This window comes from Pedococcus sp. P2_A3 (assembly GCF_056405035.1).
In genome coordinates, this window is sequence record NZ_JBFUCW010000002.1 from 21,165 (window position 1) to 37,398 (window position 16,234).

Annotated in this window: 16 protein-coding genes; 11 read left to right on the top strand and 5 right to left on the bottom strand. The window is 69.5% G+C overall.

From position 1 onward, the window contains the following. Positions 1-62: 62 nt before the first annotated feature. The 5 genes from AC1DX8_RS02105 to AC1DX8_RS02125 form a co-directional block, all read right to left on the bottom strand. Positions 63-782 carry an ABC transporter ATP-binding protein gene (locus AC1DX8_RS02105; RefSeq protein ID WP_477628474.1) on the bottom strand — a complete coding sequence of 240 codons (720 nt, stop codon included), beginning with the start codon at positions 780-782 and terminating at the stop codon, positions 63-65. Continuing rightward, entirely contained in the window at positions 772-1,710 is a 939-nt protein-coding gene (locus AC1DX8_RS02110) for an ABC transporter ATP-binding protein (protein ID WP_477628250.1), read from the bottom strand. The genes AC1DX8_RS02105 and AC1DX8_RS02110 overlap by 11 nt, the downstream gene beginning before the upstream one ends. Continuing rightward, the gene (locus AC1DX8_RS02115; protein ID WP_477628251.1) at positions 1,703-2,833 is read right to left on the bottom strand and encodes a branched-chain amino acid ABC transporter permease; all 1,131 of its coding nucleotides are present in this window, start codon (positions 2,831-2,833) and stop codon (positions 1,703-1,705) included. Before AC1DX8_RS02115 ends, AC1DX8_RS02110 begins: the two co-directional genes overlap by 8 nt. Then, positions 2,830-3,816, bottom strand: coding sequence for a branched-chain amino acid ABC transporter permease (locus AC1DX8_RS02120; protein WP_477628252.1), 987 nt, complete (start codon positions 3,814-3,816; stop codon positions 2,830-2,832). Before AC1DX8_RS02120 ends, AC1DX8_RS02115 begins: the two co-directional genes overlap by 4 nt. 118 nt (positions 3,817-3,934) lie before the next feature. Further along, positions 3,935-5,062, bottom strand: coding sequence for a branched-chain amino acid ABC transporter substrate-binding protein (locus tag AC1DX8_RS02125; protein WP_477628253.1), 1,128 nt, complete (start codon positions 5,060-5,062; stop codon positions 3,935-3,937). A 271-nt stretch (positions 5,063-5,333) separates the two neighbouring features. On the opposite strand from AC1DX8_RS02125, the gene AC1DX8_RS02130 reads away from it, so the two are divergent. The 11 genes from AC1DX8_RS02130 (at position 5,334) to AC1DX8_RS02180 (ending at position 16,190) form a co-directional block, all read left to right on the top strand. Beyond that, positions 5,334-5,831, top strand: a complete 498-nt coding sequence (locus AC1DX8_RS02130) for a Rieske (2Fe-2S) protein (protein WP_477628254.1) — start codon at positions 5,334-5,336, stop codon at positions 5,829-5,831. A gap of 122 nt (positions 5,832-5,953) precedes the next feature. Then, complete coding sequence (gene uvrC, locus AC1DX8_RS02135; protein WP_477628255.1) at positions 5,954-7,924, top strand: excinuclease ABC subunit UvrC; 1,971 nt, start codon at positions 5,954-5,956, stop codon at positions 7,922-7,924. A 39-nt stretch (positions 7,925-7,963) separates the two neighbouring features. Then, positions 7,964-8,857, top strand: a complete 894-nt coding sequence (gene rapZ, locus AC1DX8_RS02140; RefSeq protein WP_477628256.1) for an RNase adapter RapZ — start codon at positions 7,964-7,966, stop codon at positions 8,855-8,857. After that, on the top strand, positions 8,854-9,789 hold the full coding sequence (locus tag AC1DX8_RS02145) for a gluconeogenesis factor YvcK family protein (RefSeq protein WP_477628257.1): 936 nt from the start codon (positions 8,854-8,856) through the stop codon (positions 9,787-9,789). The genes rapZ and AC1DX8_RS02145 overlap by 4 nt, the downstream gene beginning before the upstream one ends. A 179-nt stretch (positions 9,790-9,968) precedes the next feature. Then, on the top strand, positions 9,969-10,949 hold the full coding sequence (gene whiA, locus AC1DX8_RS02150) for a DNA-binding protein WhiA (protein ID WP_056921110.1): 981 nt from the start codon (positions 9,969-9,971) through the stop codon (positions 10,947-10,949). Positions 10,950-10,982: 33 nt separating this feature from the next. Beyond that, a complete protein-coding gene (locus tag AC1DX8_RS02155) occupies positions 10,983-12,155 on the top strand; it encodes a nucleotide sugar dehydrogenase (protein ID WP_477628258.1) in 1,173 nt (390 codons plus the stop codon). Positions 12,156-12,333: 178 nt separating this feature from the next. Beyond that, complete coding sequence (gene gap, locus AC1DX8_RS02160; RefSeq protein ID WP_477628259.1) at positions 12,334-13,338, top strand: type I glyceraldehyde-3-phosphate dehydrogenase; 1,005 nt, start codon at positions 12,334-12,336, stop codon at positions 13,336-13,338. Positions 13,339-13,360: 22 nt separating this feature from the next. Continuing rightward, positions 13,361-14,569: a phosphoglycerate kinase gene (locus AC1DX8_RS02165; protein ID WP_477628260.1), complete on the top strand. Its 1,209-nt coding sequence runs from the start codon at positions 13,361-13,363 to the stop codon at positions 14,567-14,569. A 90-nt stretch (positions 14,570-14,659) separates the two neighbouring features. Beyond that, positions 14,660-15,466, top strand: a complete 807-nt coding sequence (gene tpiA, locus AC1DX8_RS02170) for a triose-phosphate isomerase (RefSeq protein ID WP_477628261.1) — start codon at positions 14,660-14,662, stop codon at positions 15,464-15,466. Between the two features lie 74 nt (positions 15,467-15,540). Next, positions 15,541-15,786 carry a preprotein translocase subunit SecG gene (secG, locus tag AC1DX8_RS02175; protein ID WP_477628262.1) on the top strand — a complete coding sequence of 82 codons (246 nt, stop codon included), beginning with the start codon at positions 15,541-15,543 and terminating at the stop codon, positions 15,784-15,786. A gap of 53 nt (positions 15,787-15,839) precedes the next feature. Next, positions 15,840-16,190: an RNA polymerase-binding protein RbpA gene (locus AC1DX8_RS02180; RefSeq protein ID WP_091782702.1), complete on the top strand. Its 351-nt coding sequence runs from the start codon at positions 15,840-15,842 to the stop codon at positions 16,188-16,190. Positions 16,191-16,234: the final 44 nt, after the last annotated feature.

A 16,234-nucleotide genomic window follows, 5' to 3' on the forward strand; every position in this document is an offset into this window, starting at 1 on the left:
CCTCGGTGCGCACCGAGGGGCCGTTCGGGTATGCCGGCGGGCCGGCCCAGCGGGTGTCTCGCCTAGACGTCGCCGCCGAGGTAGGCCGCCTTGACCGCGGGGTCGTTCGCGAGCTCCTGACCGGTGCCCTCTCGGACGATCTCGCCGGTCTCGAGGATGTACGCACGGTGGGCCCGCTTGAGGGCCTGGGCGGCGTTCTGCTCGACGAGCAGCACCGTGGTGCCCTGCTTGTTGATCTCGGTGATGATGTCGAAGATCTGCTGGATCAGCTTGGGCGCCAGACCCATCGAGGGCTCGTCGAGCAGCAGGAGCTTCGGGTTGGCCATCAGCGCCCGGCCGATCGCGAGCATCTGCTGCTCGCCACCCGACATGGTGCCGGCGACCTGGCTGCGGCGTTCGGCGAGCCGCGGGAAGAGCCCGAACACGCGGTCGCGGTCCTCCTTGACCTTGGGCGTCTTGCGGTCCTTGCGTGCGTAGGCGCCCATGTCGAGGTTCTCCAGGACCGTCATCCCGACGAAGCACCCACGACCCTCGGGCGACTGGGCGATGCCCAGCACCGGCCGCTCGTGCGGGGGCATCGACGTGATGTCCTGGCCCTCGAACCGTACGGCGCCCGCACGGACCGGCCGCAGCCCCGACACCGTCTTCATGGTGGTCGTCTTGCCGGCGCCGTTGGCCCCGATCAGGGTGACCACCTCGCCCTCGTCCACGGTGAACGAGATGTTGCGGATCGCCTCGATGCGCCCGTAGTTGACACAGAGGTCCTCGACCTCAAGAAGCATCTTCATCAACTCCCAGGTAGGCGGCGATCACCGCAGGGTTGTCCTGGATCTCGGCGGGCAGGCCCTCGGCGATCTTCTTGCCGAACTCCAGCACCACGATCCGGTCGGTGACGCCCATGACGAGCTTCATGTCGTGCTCGATGAGCAGGACGGTGTAGCCCTGGTCGCGGATCGACTGGATGAGCTCCATCAGCCGAGCCTTCTCCGCAGGGTTGAAGCCGGCGGCCGGCTCGTCCAGGCAGAGCAGCTTGGGGTTGGTGGCCAGCGCACGGGCGATCTCGAGCCGGCGCTGGTCGCCGTAGGCCAGGTTGCGAGCCAGCTCGTCGGCCCGCTTCTCCAACCCCATGAACTTGAGCAGCTCGAAGGCACGTTCCATGCCCTCGCTCTCCTCGGCGTGGTGCTTCGGGAGCCGGAGGAGGGCCGAGCCCATGCCCGTCGAGTGGTGCGCGTCGGCACCGACGAGGACGTTCTCCAGCGCGGTCATGTTGTGGAACAGCCGGATGTTCTGGAACGTGCGCGCAATGCCCAGCTTGGTGATCTGGAACTTCTTGCGCTTGCCCAGCGGCTCGCCCAGGAACCGCACGCCGCCCGAGGTGGGCTGGTAGACGCCGGTCATGACGTTGAAGCAGGTGGTCTTGCCGGCGCCGTTCGGGCCGATGAGACCGAGGATCTCTCCGGTGTTGATGTGGAACGAGACGCCGTCCAGGGCCGTGACGCCGCCGAAGCGGAGCGTGACGTCGTCGACCTCGAGCAGCTTGCCCTTGGGCAGGTCCGCGACCTCCTCGACGGAGATGTCCACCGAGGTGTTCGGCACCGACTCATCGGGCGGGAGAACGGTGTCGTCGTCGACCCGGGGGCCCCGCGACGCCGTGGCGTCGTCGGTGCCCGGTCGGTCGTCCGGCGCCGGGGCGGGAGTGGTGTCAGGCATGGGTGGCTCCTTCCTCGAGGACCTCGGTCTCGACGTCGGCCTGTTTGGCCCGGACAGATCTGCGAGGTGGCAGCAGACCCTGCGGGCGGAAGATCGCCAGGGCCATCAGCGCGAGTCCGAAGAGCATGAAGCGTGCATCGGACAGGAACCGGAACTTCTCCGGCGCCCAGGTCAGCAGGAAGGCGGCGAGGATCACGCCCCACCGGTTGCCCTGGCCGCCGACGACGACCATCGCGACGAACAACACCGAGTAGAGGATCGTGAAGTTGTCGGGGTTGATGAACTGCTGCTTGGTGGCGAAGAGCGCACCGGACAGGCCACCGATGGCAGCACCCGTGGCGAACGCCAGCAGCTTGAAGCGGAACGTGGGCACGCCCATGAGCTCGGCGGCGTCCTCGTCCTCCCGCGTCGCCTCCCAGGCCCGGCCGACGCGGGAGTTCTGCATCCGCCAGTCGAGGAAGAGCACGATGAACACCAGCGTGAGGGCCAGCCAGTAGTAGGGGATCGAGTCGGTCACCGAGAACTGGATGAACCGGGTCTGGTTCTCGAGGTCCACCTTGGCGACGAAGCCGTCCCACACCAGGTGCGGGATGCCGAACAGGTCGAGGCTGGGCGGCGTCGGGATGTTGGAGATGCCGCGCGAACCACCCGTGAGCGAGTCGGCGTTGACCAGGATCAGTCGGACGATCTCACCGAAGCCGAGCGTCACGATGGCGAGGTAGTCGCCGCGGACCCGGAGCGTGGGTCCACCCAGGACGATGCCGGAGATCAGCGTCACGACCATCGCGATCGGGATGCACAGCAGGAGCGGTACGTTGCCGTGCGCCGACCCGAGGATGCCGACGGTGAACGCACCGATCGCGAAGAAGCCGATGTACCCGAGGTCGAGCAGACCGGCATACCCGATGACGATGTTCAGCCCGATCGCCACGAGGGCGTACAGCGCACAGATGAACAGGACCGCGCCGAAGTCGGAGTCGGTCGTGGTGATGAGTGGCGGGTTGAGGATCGGCAGGAGGTAGACGAGGACCACCGCTGCGGCCATGAGAACGAGCTTGGCCCAGCGGGGCAGCGCCCGGAACCGGTCGCCGACCCCGTGGAAGAAGTCCGAGACGGCGTTCATGCGCGTGCCTTTCCGAGGGACTCACCGAGCAGGCCGGTGGGTCGGAACAGGAGGATGACGACCAGCAGGGTGAAGGCGACGACGTCCTTCCAGTTCGACCCGAAGAACGCCGACCCGTAGCTCTCCGCGACACCGAGGACGAAGCCACCGAGCAGGGCGCCCCGCAGGTTGCCGATGCCGCCGAGGACGGCAGCCGTGAAGGCCTTGACGCCGAGCAGGAAGCCCGAGTTGTAGCGGATCTGCCCGATCCGGATCAGGTACATCATGGCGGCGGCACCGGCCATCGCTCCGCCGATCACGAAGGTCAACCGGATGACGCGGTCGCGGTTGACGCCCATCAGGGCGGCCGACTCCGGGTCCTGGGCGACGGCGCGGATGCCTCGGCCGAGCCGTGAGCGCTTCACGAACTGGTCGAGCACGACCATCATGACGATGGCCGAGCCGAGCACGATGAGGTCCTTGTTGGAGACCTGGTAGTCGAACAGCGTGAAGAGCCGCTTGGTCTCGATGTTCAGCGGGAAGGGCGACGCCTCACGGGGCCGACCGACGTACTGGGCCAGCTCGGCGTCCTTGCCGAACCACTTGAACGGCTTGTCGCGCAGGCCCATGGCCTCCGACAGGACGTAGGAGGCGCCGATCGCCGAGATCAGCGCGATCAACGGCGGGGAGTTCCGCTTGCGGAGTGGGCGGTAGGCCACGAACTCCAGGCCGAGGGCGACGAGGGCTGACGTGCCCATCGCGGCCAGGAAACCGATCACGAGGAAGCCGATCACGCCCAAGCCGGACGCCTTCGTGGCGCCGAGCGCGAGGAGCACCCACACGGCGGCGAAGCTCCCCCACATGAAGACCTCGGAGTGGGCGAAGTTGATCAGGCGCAGCACACCGTAGACGAGGGTGTAGCCGAGGGCGATCAAGGCATAGACGGCGCCGAAGGCCAGCCCGCCGATCGTGAGTTCCCAGAAGTGGTGCAGCAGAAGATCCATCAGACCTCCGATATGAGGGGAACGCGGCGAACCTGCGCCGACGCGGTCCGCGTCCGGACGGGAACACGGTAGCGGCCAGGACCCCCGATGCCGAGAGTCCTGGCCGCTACGCGTGGTGCTACTTGATTTCCTGATCCGCGACGATCTTGCCGCCGGAGACCTTGTAGGCCCACACGGAGACCTCGGCGGGCTCACCCTTGGCGTCGAACTTGACGTTCTTGGTCACGCCCTGAGCGCTGTAGGAGCTGATGAAGGACATCATGTCCGCAGACGACGTCTTACCGGCCTTGATGGCGGCGAGGAAGACGTTGGCGGCGTCGTAGGCCTCGGCCGAGTAGGTGGCCGGGTCCGAGTTGTACGCCTTCTTGTACGCAGCACCGAACTCGGGTGCCTTGTCCGGGGGGAGGCACGGGCAGGTGAGGATGGAGCCCTCCGCAGCCGCGCCGGCGCCCTTGATGAAGCCGTCGTCCTTGACGCCGTCAGCGGCGACGAAGGTGCCGGTGAAGCCACCGTCCTTCAGCTGCTTGACCAGCTTGCTGGCGTTCGAGTAGTAGCCGCCGTAGAAGAACGCGGTGGCACCCGAGGCCTTGGCCTTGGTCACGGTCGGCGAGAAGTCGTCCTGCTTGCCGTCGGCGGCGGTCTCGTCGCTCCCGACCACGAGGGAGCCCAGGTCCTTCTTGACGAAGTCGGCCAGGCCCTTGCCGTACTCGGAGGTGTCGTCGGACACGAACACCTTCTGAGCCTTGAGGATGTCCTTGATGTACTTCGCCGCAGCGGGACCCTGGGTGGCGTCGTTGCCGAGGATGCGGTGGAAGGTCTTCCAGCCGTTCTCGGACAGCAGCGAGTTGGTGGCCGAGGCGGTGATGGTGTTCAGGCCGGCCTTCTCGAAGATCGGGTCGGCGGCCTTGGACTCACCGGAGAAGGCGGGGCCGACGATGCCGACCAGCTTCTTGTCGGTGACCGCCTTCTGGGCCAGCCCGGGTGCAATGGACGGGTCGCCCTGGCTGTCGAACGAGGTGAGCGTCACCTTGCAGTTCGGGTTCTTCTCGTTGTACTGGGTGACGGCGAGCTCGGCGCCGTTCTTGATGTTGATACCGAGGTTGGCGGCGTCGCCGGTCAGTGCACCGAAGAAGCCGATCTTGAGGTCACACGCCTTGCCAGAGGCGGAGTCACCGTTGCCGGTGGTCCCGCCACAGGCAGACAGCGCGAGGGCAGCGGCCACGAGTGGCGCGCCAATCTTGAACACGGAACGCAAGACTCCTCCTGAAGTCATCTGGAGCACGCGGGACAGCCTGCACCCGCGGGTCACCCCGGTTGGGGTGTGTGCAGACTATGCCGCCGCTCACCGTGTGTGTGAGCACATCGAGCGCATGCGTGACCGTGTCGTTATCACCCCGGCGGTCATATCCACCGGAACGTCATGGCAGCGTCGCACGTAGTACCCATGTCGGGCCCGCACCCTCGGGCCACCTGGTCAGTCCCCTCGCCAAGGGGCACCTCCACCGAAAGGCGCGCGCATGACCACCCCCCACGACACCCCCTCCCCGGTCTCCGGCCCGGTCTCTGGCCCGGTCTCCACGCCGGGCGCGCCGAGCGCTCCCGGCCCCTCCCGCCGCACCGTCCTGGCGTCGGTCGGCCTGGCCGGGGTCGGCGCGGCCACGCTGGCCGCCTGCGGATCGGCCCAGGACGCCGCCACCAACGCCGCCAGCTCGGCCACCGACGCGGCCAAGGCGGCCATCTCGAAGGCGACCATCCCGGTCGGCGGAGGCAAGATCTTCGCGGACCAGCAGGTCGTGGTCACCCAGCCCACCTCGGGTGACTTCAAGGCCTTCAGCGCCGTGTGCACCCACCAGCAGTGCCTGCTCTCCGAGGTCTCCGACGGGATGATCAAGTGCAGCAGCTGCCACCACAGCGAGTTCGACATCGCCACCGGCGCCGTGACCAAGGGTCCGGCCACGCAGGCGCTGCCCGAGAAGGCGATCTCGGTCAGCGGTGACGGGATCACCGTCACCTGACCGTCGGGCCGGGTCCCACCAGCGCAGGGGCAGGTATGCCGCGCGGTCACCACGCAGCCGCCGCGCGGCATACCTCGTGGGGCGCGGGGAGCGCCGTCGGTGACCCTCCATAGAGTGGAGTCGTGGCTGACCCGTCGACCTACCGCCCGGCGCCCGGGGAGATCCCCGTCGACCCGGGTGTCTACCGGTTCCGGGACTCGGCCAAGCGGGTCATCTACGTCGGCAAGGCCAAGTCCCTGCGTCCCCGGCTGTCCTCGTACTTCCAGGACATCGGGGCGCTGCACCCCCGCACGGCGACGATGGTCACCACCGCGGCGAGCGTCGAGTGGACGGTCGTGTCCACCGAGGTGGAGGCGCTCCAGCTCGAGTACTCCTGGATCAAGGAGTACGACCCCCGGTTCAACGTCAAGTACCGCGACGACAAGTCCTACCCCTACCTCGCGGTGACCCTCGGCGAGGAGTTCCCGCGGGCGCAGGTGATGCGCGGCGCCAAGCGCAAGGGCACCCGCTACTTCGGTCCGTACGCCCACGCCTGGGCGATCCGCGAGACCCTCGACCTGTTGCTGCGGGTCTTCCCGCTGCGCACCTGCTCCTCGGGGGTGTTCAAGCGAGCCGGGCAGGTCGGCCGTCCGTGCCTGCTCGGCTACATCGACAAGTGCTCGGCGCCCTGCGTGGGCCGGGTCACGCCCGAGGAGCACCGGGCGATCGCCGAGGACTTCTGCGACTTCATGGCCGGCAACACCACCCGCTTCGTCAAGCGCCTCGAGCGCGACATGGCGGCCGCGTCCCGGTCGCTGGAGTTCGAGCAGGCGGCCCGCCTGCGCGACGACCTGGTGGCGCTCGGCAAGGCGCTCGAGAAGTCGGCCGTCGTGCTCGGCGACGGCACCGACGCCGACGTGTTCGCGCTCGAGGACGACGGGCTGGAGGTCGCGGTCCAGGTGTTCCACGTCCGGGGTGGGCGGGTGCGAGGACAACGTGGCTGGGTGGCCGAGATGGACGCCGAGACGGTCCCCGAGATCATCGGCCACCTCATGCAGCAGGTCTACGGCGGCGAGTCCGGCGACAGCGTCCCGCGCGAGGTCCTCGTGCCCGTGCTGCCGGACGACCCCGATGCGGTCTCCGCGTGGCTCGGGTCGCTGCGCGGGTCGGCCGTCGACCTGCGGGTGCCGCAGCGCGGCGACAAGCGCACCCTGCTCGAGACCGTCCACCGCAACGCCAAGCAGTCGCTCGCCCGCCACAAGCTCGCCCGCGCCGGCGACCTCACCGCGCGCAGCCTGGCCCTGCAGGAGCTCCAGACCAGCCTCGACCTCGCCGATGCCCCACTGCGGGTCGAGTGCTACGACATCAGCCACATCCAGGGGTCGCAGGTGGTCGGGTCGATGGTCGTCTTCGAGGACGGCCTGGCCCGCAAGTCCGAGTACCGCCGCTTCGTCATCCGCGGTGAGCAGGTGGACGACACGGCCGCGATGGACGAGGTGCTGACCCGGCGCTTCCAGCGCTACCTCGAGGAGCGCGACCAGGCCTCGGACGTCGAGCTGGGGCCAGACCCCGAGGCGGGACCGGAGCGCATCGACCCCGACACCGGCAAGCCGAAGAAGTTCGCCTACCCGCCCAACCTTGTGGTGGTCGACGGCGGGCTGCCCCAGGTCAACGCCGCCCACGCCGCCCTCACCGCCCTCGGCATCGACGACGTCGCGGTCGTCGGGCTGGCGAAGCGGCTCGAGGAGGTCTGGGTGCCGGGCCAGGACTACCCGGTGATCCTGCCCCGCACGAGCGAGGGGCTCTACCTCCTCCAACGGGTGCGCGACGAGGCGCACCGCTTCGCCATCACCTTCCACCGGCAGCGCCGCTCCAAGGCGATGACCAGCAGCGTCCTCGACGGCATCCCCGGGCTGGGGGAGACGCGGCGCAAGGCGCTCCTGCGCCACTTCGGTTCGGTGAAGAAGGTGCGGGCCGCGTCCGCCGAGGAGCTGCAGGAGGTTTCCGGCATCGGACCTGCGCTGGCGGCCACGATTGCGGCAGAGTTGGTCTCGGCGGGCACTCCCGCCCCGGCCGTCAACCTGATGACCGGCGAGATCCTCGACGATGACTGAGCGCCGACCGACCACCACCACCCAGGAGACGGAGCAGGGATGACCGACGAGGTCATGGACGGACACGACCCGGCCGAGCTGGTCATCGTGACCGGCATGAGTGGCGCCGGCCGGTCGACCACCGCCAACGTGCTGGAGGACTCCGGGTGGTACGTCATCGACAACCTGCCGCCCCAGCTCCTGGTCTCCCTGGCCGACCTGGCCGATGAGGCGCCGCAGCGGGGCAGCCTGCCGCGGGTGGCGGCCGTCGTCGACGTGCGGGCCCGAGGGTTCTTCAACCACCTCCAGGCGGCCCTCGACGAGCTGCGCGCCCGCGGCTGGCGACCCAACCTGGTCTTCCTCGACGCCACGGACGAGGCGATCGTGCGGCGCTTCGAGTCGGTGCGTCGCCCCCACCCGCTCCAGGGTGACGGTCGGCTGCTCGACGGGATCATCCGTGAACGAGCGATGCTCGCCGACCTGCGGTCGCAGGCCGACGTCGTCATCGACACCTCCGGCCTGAACGTCCACCAGCTCGCCAAGAAGGTCCACCCGGTCTTCTCCGATGACTCCGGGCACAAGGTGCGGATCGCCGTGATGTCGTTCGGCTTCAAGTACGGCGTGCCCCTCGATGCCGACTTCGTCTTCGACATGCGCTTCCTCCCCAACCCGTTCTGGATCCCGGAGCTGCGCAACTTCACCGGACGCGACGCCCCGGTTGCCGACTTCGTCATGGCCCAGGAGGGCGCCCCGGCGTTCGTCGACCGCGTGGTCGACCTCATGGAGCCGGTCACCGAGGGCTACATCCGGGAGGGCCGCCGCTACGTCACGCTCGCGGTCGGCTGCACCGGCGGCAAGCACCGGTCGGTGGCCGTTGCCGAGGCGCTGCGCACCCGCCTGAGCAGCGATGACGTGGCGACCTTCGTCGTGCACCGCGACCTGGGGCAGGAGTGAGCGGCCCCGCTGTCGTGGCCCTCGGGGGCGGTCACGGGCTCGCGGCGTCGCTCGAGGCGCTCAAGCTCGTCACCGACGACATCACCGCCGTGGTCACGGTGGCCGACAACGGCGGTTCGTCCGGCCGGTTGCGCGACGAGTTCGGCGTGCTGCCCCCCGGTGACCTCCGCATGGCGCTGACCGCGCTCTGCGACGACACCGAGTGGGGGCATACCTGGCGTGACGTGCTCCAGCACCGCTTCCGCGGTGACGGACCGCTCGGCGGCCACGCCCTCGGCAACCTCCTGATCACGGCCCTCTGGGACGTCCACCAGGACCCCGTCGTCGGCCTCGACCTCGTCGGCAGGCTGCTGAACGCCCGGGGACGGGTGCTGCCGATGGCCGCCGTGCCGCTCGAGATCACGGCCCGCGTCCATGGCCTCGACGAGGCCGACCCCGACGGCTTCACCACGCTGCGCGGGCAGGTGGCGGTGGCCACCACGCGGGGCACGGTCGTGAGCATCGCCCTCGAGCCGCAGGACCCGCCGTCCGCGCCCGAGACGATCTCCGCGGTCCTCGCGGCGGACTGGCTGATCCTCGGCCCTGGCTCGTGGTTCACCTCGGTGATGCCCCACCTGATGGTGCCGGCCCTCCGAGAAGCGCTCCACGACACCACGGCCAACCGCCTGCTCACGCTCAACCTCGAGCACTCCGGCGAGACCGCGGGCTTCACCGCCGCTCAACAGGTGGAGGCCCTCGTCGACCATGCGCCGCGGATGCGCCTCGACGCCGTCCTCGCAGATCCCGGAGCGGTGGACGACGAGGCGGGGCTGCGTGCGGCTGCGCGCAAGCTCGGTGCGGACCTCGTCCTCGCCCCGGTGGCGCAGCGCGGCGCACCCGGGCACCATGACTCGCTTCGGCTCGCCGCGGCATACCGTGACCTCTTCGGCTGACGTCCGGGACGGTCAGCGAACGACACGGTCAGCGAATGACCTCACCGCGACATGCTTGACGGACGTGGTTGAGTCGGACGAGCAGGTGCCGGTGCCCTCGGGTGCGGCGGACGGGGGAGACGACGGAGCATGGGACCACAGCCCACCAGTGCAGGACAGCGAGATGGCAGGATGAAGCAATGGCGATGACGGCGCGGGTCAAGGACGAGCTCAGCAGGCTCGACGTCACCAAGCCGTGCTGCCGCAAGTCGGAGGTGGCCGCGACCCTGCGCTTCGCGGGCGGGCTGCACATCGTCGGCGGCCGGATCGTCGTCGAGGCCGAGCTCGACACCGCCAACGCCGCGCGCCGGCTCCGCAAGAACATCAGCGACCTCTACGGCCACCCGTCCGAGGTGCTCGTCCTGGCTGCCGGGGGGCTGCGCAAGGGCAGCCGCTACGTCGTGCGCGTGGTCCAGGACGGCGAGGCGCTGGCCCGGCAGACCGGCCTCATCGACGCCCGCGGCCGGCCGGTGCGGGGCCTGCCGCCCAAGGTCGTCAGCGCCTCCGCCTGTGACGCGGAGGCTGCGTGGCGGGGTGCCTTCATCGCCCACGGCTCGCTCACCGAGCCCGGTCGGTCCTCCGCCCTCGAGGTGACCTGTCCCGGGCCGGAGGCGGCGCTGGCCCTGGTGGGTGCGGCCCGCCGGCTCGGCATCCAGGCCAAGGCCCGCGAGGTGCGCGGTGTCGACCGGGTCGTGATCCGCGACGGCGACGCGATCGGGGCGATGCTGACCCGGCTCGGTGCCCACGACGCCGTGATGGCGTGGGAGGAGCGGCGCATGCGTCGCGAGGTCCGGGCCACCGCGAACCGGCTGGCCAACTTCGACGACGCCAACCTCCGGCGGTCGGCGCGAGCCGCCGTCGCCGCCGGCGCCCGGGTCCACCGCGCCATGGAGATCCTCGGTGACGACATCCCCGACCACCTCAAGGAGGCGGGCGCCCTGCGCCTGGAGCACAAGCAGGCCTCGCTCGAGGAGCTCGGCCAGCTGGCCCAGCCGCCGATGACCAAGGACGCCGTCGCCGGCCGGATCCGCCGGCTGCTGGCGATGGCCGACAAGCGCGCGCAGGACCTCGGCATCCCGGGCACCGAGGCCAACCTGACGCCCGACATGCTCGACGCCTGAGCCGTCTGCACGACGCACGCACGAGGAGCCAGCATGACGAGGATCGCCGTCGTCGGCACGGGGTATGTCGGACTGTCGATGGCCGTGCTGCTCTCGCAGCACCACGACGTCACCGCCTTCGACATCGACCGGGCCCGGGTCGCCGGACTCCGTGAGGGACGTAGCCCGATCAAGGATGCGGAGATCGAGGACTTCCTCGCCCACCGCGAGCTGCGGCTCACCTTCACCGACGACTCCGACGAGGCCTACTCCGGCGCGGACTTCGTCGTCATCGCCACCCCCACCGACTACGACCCGGTGACCAACTACTTCAACACCTCGACCGTCGAGAAGGTCGCCGCCGATGTCGCGGCGGCCAACCCGGGTGCGGTGATGGTGGTCAAGTCGACCGTGCCCGTGGGGTTCACCCGGGCCCTGGCCCAGCGGCTCGGCACCGAGAACCTCATCTTCAGCCCCGAGTTCCTCCGCGAGGGGCGGGCGCTCTGGGACAGCCTGCACCCCTCGCGGATCGTGGTCGGCGACCTCGGTGACCGTGGGCGCGCCTTCGCCGACCTGCTCGTCGAGGGCTCCCTCGAGCCCGACGTCCCGGTGCTCCTGACCGACAGCACCGAGGCGGAGGCGGTCAAGCTGTTCGCCAACACCTACCTCGCGATGCGGGTGGCCTTCTTCAACGAGCTCGACACCTTCGCGCTCACCCACGATCTCGACCCCCGCCAGATCATCGAGGGCGTGGGCCTCGACCCGCGGATCGGCCCGGGGTACAACAACCCCTCGTTCGGCTACGGCGGGTACTGCCTCCCCAAGGACACCAAGCAGCTCCTGGCCAACTACCACGACGTGCCGCAGTCGCTCATCGAGGCGATCGTCACCGCCAACACGACGCGCAAGGACTTCGTGGCGACCGACATCCTGCGCCGCAAGCCGCAGGTCGTGGGCATCCACCGGCTGATCATGAAGTCCGGCTCCGACAACTTCAGGTCCAGCAGCGTGCAGGGCATCATGAAGCGCATCAAGGCCAAGGGCGTGCAGGTCGTGGTCTACGAGCCCGCCCTCGCCGACGACACGTTCTTCGGGTCCCGGGTGATCCGCGACCTCGCCGAGTTCGCCGAGGTCTCCGACGTCATCGTCGCCAACCGGATGGTCGCCGAGCTCGAACCGGTCGCCGACAAGGTCTACACCCGCGACCTGTTCGGCGGCGACTCCTGACGGCGTCCGGTATGCCGGACAACCCGGCACCCTGCGCCCCGCCGCTTCCGTGGTGGTTACCCGCCCGTACGCCGGACCGCCTGCCTCGGGGTGCGGCCCATCCAATAGGCTCGGCAGCGAGCAACACCGTGCCGCGAGCACGCGGCATACCGTCCCCATCTGAGAAGGACTTGGCATCGTGACTGTTCGCGTAGGTATCAACGGCTTCGGCCGCATCGGCCGCAACTTCTTCCGCGCCATCGAGGCGTCGGGAGCCGACATCGAGGTCGTCGCCACCAACGACCTGATGGACAACAAGACGCTGGCCCACCTGCTCAAGTACGACTCCATCCTGGGTCGCTTCCCGGGCGACGTCACCTTCGACGACACCTCCATCACGGCAGGGGGCAAGACGTTCAAGGTCTTCGAGGAGCGCGACCCCGCCAAGATCGACTGGGCCTCCGTCGGCGCCGACGTCGTCGTGGAGTCCACCGGCTTCTTCACCGACGCCACGAAGGCCAAGGCGCACATCGACGGTGGCGCCAAGAAGGTCATCATCTCGGCGCCGGCGTCCAACGAGGACATCACCATCGTGATGGGTGTCAACGACGGCGACTACGACGCCGCCAAGCACACGATCATCTCCAACGCGTCCTGCACGACGAACTGCCTCGGCCCGATGGCCAAGGTCCTCAACGACGAGTTCGGGATCGTCAAGGGCCTCATGACGACGATCCACGCCTACACCCAGGACCAGAACCTGCAGGACGCCCCGCACAAGGACCTCCGTCGGGCCCGCGCCGCTGCCCTCAACATCGTGCCGACCTCGACCGGCGCCGCCAAGGCGATCGGTCTCGTGCTGCCCGAGCTCAAGGGCAAGCTCGACGGGTTCGCGCTGCGCGTCCCGATCGCCACCGGTTCGGCCACCGACCTCACCTTCGAGGCCGGGCGGGAGACCACGGCGGAAGAGGTCAACGCCGCGGTCAAGGCCGCTGCCGAGGGACCGCTCAAGGGCATCCTCGTCTACACCGAGGACGCGATCGTCTCCAAGGACATCGAGACCGACCCGGCGTCCTGCATCTTCGACGCCGGCCTGACCAAGGTCATCGGTAACCAGGTCAAGGTCATCGGCTGGTACGACAACGAGTGGGGCTACTCCAACCGCCTCGCCGACCTCGTGGTCCTCGTCGGCCAGTCGCTCTGACCCCGGTCCCGGGCGACTGCTGATGCACACCATCTCCGAGCTGGGCGACCTGCGCGGCAAGCGCGTCCTGGTCCGCTCCGACCTCAACGTCCCCCTCGACGGGAGCACGATCACCGACGACGGACGCATCCGCGCGTCGGCCCCCACCATCAAGGCCCTCTCCGAGGCGGGCGCGCGCGTCGTCGTGTGCGCCCACCTCGGACGGCCCAAGGGGGCCCCGGAGGACCGGTACTCGCTGGCCCCGGTGGCCACGCGCCTCGGTGAGCTGCTCGGGCAGGACGTCACCTTCGCCACCGACACGGTGGGGGAGAGCGCCAGGGCGGCGGTCGAGGCTGCCGAGGACGGCGACGTCGTGCTGCTCGAGAACCTGCGGTTCAACCCGGGAGAGACGGCCAAGACCGACGAGGAGCGCGCGGAGTTCGCCGCGCAGCTCGCCGGCCTGGCCGACGTGTTCGTGTCCGACGGGTTCGGGGTGGTGCACCGCAAGCAGGCCAGCGTCTACGACGTCGCACGGCTGCTCCCCGCCGCCGTCGGCGGGCTCGTCGAGACCGAGGTCGGGGTGCTCAAGCGGCTCACCGAGGAGCCCGAGCGCCCCTACGCGGTGGTGCTTGGCGGCGCGAAGGTCTCCGACAAGCTCGGGGTGATCGACAACCTGCTCCAGACCGCCGACCGCCTGCTCATCGGCGGCGGCATGGTCTTCACCTTCCTCGCCGCCAAGGACTACGAGGTCGGCAAGAGCCTCCTCGAGGCAGACCAGGTCGAGCAGGTGAAGGGATACCTGCAGCAGGCCGAGGAGCGCGGCGTCGAGATCGTCCTGCCCGTCGACATCGTGGCCGCCACGGAGTTCTCGGCCGACGCCGACCACGACGTCGTGCCGGCCGGCGCGATCCCAGCCGACCGGATGGGCCTCGACATCGGCCCCGAGTCCGGCGTGCTGTTCGCCACCAAGCTCAAGGACTGCAAGACGGTGTTCTGGAACGGCCCGATGGGCGCGTTCGAGATGGCCCCGTATGCCGCGGGTACCGCTGCCGTGGCCGAGGCTCTCGTCGAGGTCACCGAGAAGGGTGCACTCACCGTCATCGGTGGTGGCGACTCCGCAGCCGCGGTGCGGCAGCTCGGGTTCGCGGACGACCAGTTCGGTCACATCTCCACCGGTGGCGGCGCAAGCCTGGAGTACCTCGAGGGCAAGGAGCTCCCGGGCCTGACCGTGCTCGACGAGCCGACCGCCTGACCTGGCTCTGACCACCGCGGACCAGACCAACGACCGTTCGGTGGGCCGGGCACCCTGCCCGGCCCGCCGGCATACCCCCTAGGACGACAGATGGCAGCCAAGACCTCCGGACGCACGCCGCTCATGGCCGGCAACTGGAAGATGAACCTCGACCACCTGCAGGCCACCCACCTCGTGCAGAAGCTGGACTGGACCCTCCGCGACGGTCGCCACGACTTCGGCGCGGTGGAGGTGGCCGTGCTGCCCCCGTTCACCGACCTGCGCTCGGTGCAGACCCTCATCGACGGGGACCGGCTCGACCTGCGGCACGGAGCGCAGGATCTGTCGACCCACGACAGCGGTGCCTACACGGGCGAGATCAGCGGCGCCTTCCTCGCCAAGCTCGGCTGCACCTACGTGCTAGCCGGCCACAGCGAGCGGCGGGAGTACCACCACGAGACCGACGAGACCGTCAACGCGAAGGTGAAGGCCGCGTACCGCCACGGCCTGACGCCGATCTTCTGCATCGGCGAGCCGCTCGAGATCCGGCAGGCGGGGACCCACCTCGAGCACGTGCTGGCGCAGCTCGAGGCCGGGCTCGCCGAGGTGACCGCCGCGCAGGCCGCGACGATCGTGGTCGCCTACGAGCCGGTGTGGGCCATCGGCACGGGTGAGGTCGCCACGCCCGATGACGCCCAGGAGGTCTGTGCCGCGATCCGCACCAAGCTGGCCGAGCTGTACTCGGGCGACCTGGCCGACGCGGTGCGCGTCCTCTACGGCGGGTCGGTCAAGGCCGCCAACGTCGCGGCCATCATGGCGCAGGAGGACGTCGACGGCGCCCTGGTCGGCGGTGCGTCGGTCGACCCCGCCGAGTTCGCCTCGATCTGCCGCTACAAGGACCACCTGGCGACCTCCTGAGCGACGAACAGGTATCCTGACCCCTGCTGCGTTTTTCGCAGTGACAACTGACGTCGACTCGAGATGGGTGCTCCGTGGAAGCCGTACGCATTGGCCTGCAGGTCCTGCTGGTCATCGGTGGTCTGTTCCTGACGTTGCTGATCCTGCTCCACAAGGGCAAGGGTGGCGGCCTCTCCGACATGTTCGGTGGTGGCATGTCCACGTCGCTGGGCTCGTCGTCCGTCGCCGAGCGCAACCTCGACCGGTTCACCGTCGCCGTGGGCGTGATCTGGTTCGCGTGCATCGTGGGCATCGGCCTGATCGACCGCTTCACCAACTGACCAGCCAGACCCCCGTCCCCCCACTCTCCCTGACCAGATAGGACCTCCCGCACATGGCAGGTGGCAACGCAATCCGAGGCAGCCGAGTCGGCGCCGGCCCCATGGGCGAGGCCGAGCGCGGCGAGGCGGCCCCCCGGGTGTTCGTCTCGTACTGGTGCGCCAACGGCCACCAGACGCGCCCGTCGTTCGCCGAGGAGCCCGGCCTGGCCGTGCCCGAGACCTGGGACTGCCCCCGCTGCGGCTTCCCCGCAGGACAGGACGAGGCCAACCCGCCCGCCCCGCCGAAGGTCGAGCCGTACAAGACCCACCTCGCCTACGTGAAGGAGCGTCGTTCCGACGCGGACGGCAAGGCCATCCTCGACGAGGCGCTGGCGACGCTGCGGGAGCGCAAGCTCATCCAGTAGCAGCCGCACCCCAGACACACAGCGCCGCCCCGGACCTCCGGGGC

Excerpts from the sequence above, each read along its gene's own strand:
- AC1DX8_RS02105 (WP_477628474.1), bottom strand. The coding sequence starts at position 782 with ATGCTTCTTGAGGTCGAGGACCTCTGTGTCAACTACGGGCGCATCGAG.
- AC1DX8_RS02110 (WP_477628250.1), bottom strand. The coding sequence starts at position 1,710 with ATGCCTGACACCACTCCCGCCCCGGCGCCGGACGACCGACCGGGCACC.
- AC1DX8_RS02115 (WP_477628251.1), bottom strand. The coding sequence starts at position 2,833 with ATGAACGCCGTCTCGGACTTCTTCCACGGGGTCGGCGACCGGTTCCGG.
- AC1DX8_RS02120 (WP_477628252.1), bottom strand. The coding sequence starts at position 3,816 with ATGGATCTTCTGCTGCACCACTTCTGGGAACTCACGATCGGCGGGCTG.
- AC1DX8_RS02130 (WP_477628254.1), top strand. The coding sequence starts at position 5,334 with ATGACCACCCCCCACGACACCCCCTCCCCGGTCTCCGGCCCGGTCTCT.
- rapZ (WP_477628256.1), top strand. The coding sequence starts at position 7,964 with ATGACCGACGAGGTCATGGACGGACACGACCCGGCCGAGCTGGTCATC.
- whiA (WP_056921110.1), top strand. The coding sequence starts at position 9,969 with ATGGCGATGACGGCGCGGGTCAAGGACGAGCTCAGCAGGCTCGACGTC.
- AC1DX8_RS02155 (WP_477628258.1), top strand. The coding sequence starts at position 10,983 with ATGACGAGGATCGCCGTCGTCGGCACGGGGTATGTCGGACTGTCGATG.
- AC1DX8_RS02165 (WP_477628260.1), top strand. The coding sequence starts at position 13,361 with ATGCACACCATCTCCGAGCTGGGCGACCTGCGCGGCAAGCGCGTCCTG.
- tpiA (WP_477628261.1), top strand. The coding sequence starts at position 14,660 with ATGGCAGCCAAGACCTCCGGACGCACGCCGCTCATGGCCGGCAACTGG.
- AC1DX8_RS02180 (WP_091782702.1), top strand. The coding sequence starts at position 15,840 with ATGGCAGGTGGCAACGCAATCCGAGGCAGCCGAGTCGGCGCCGGCCCC.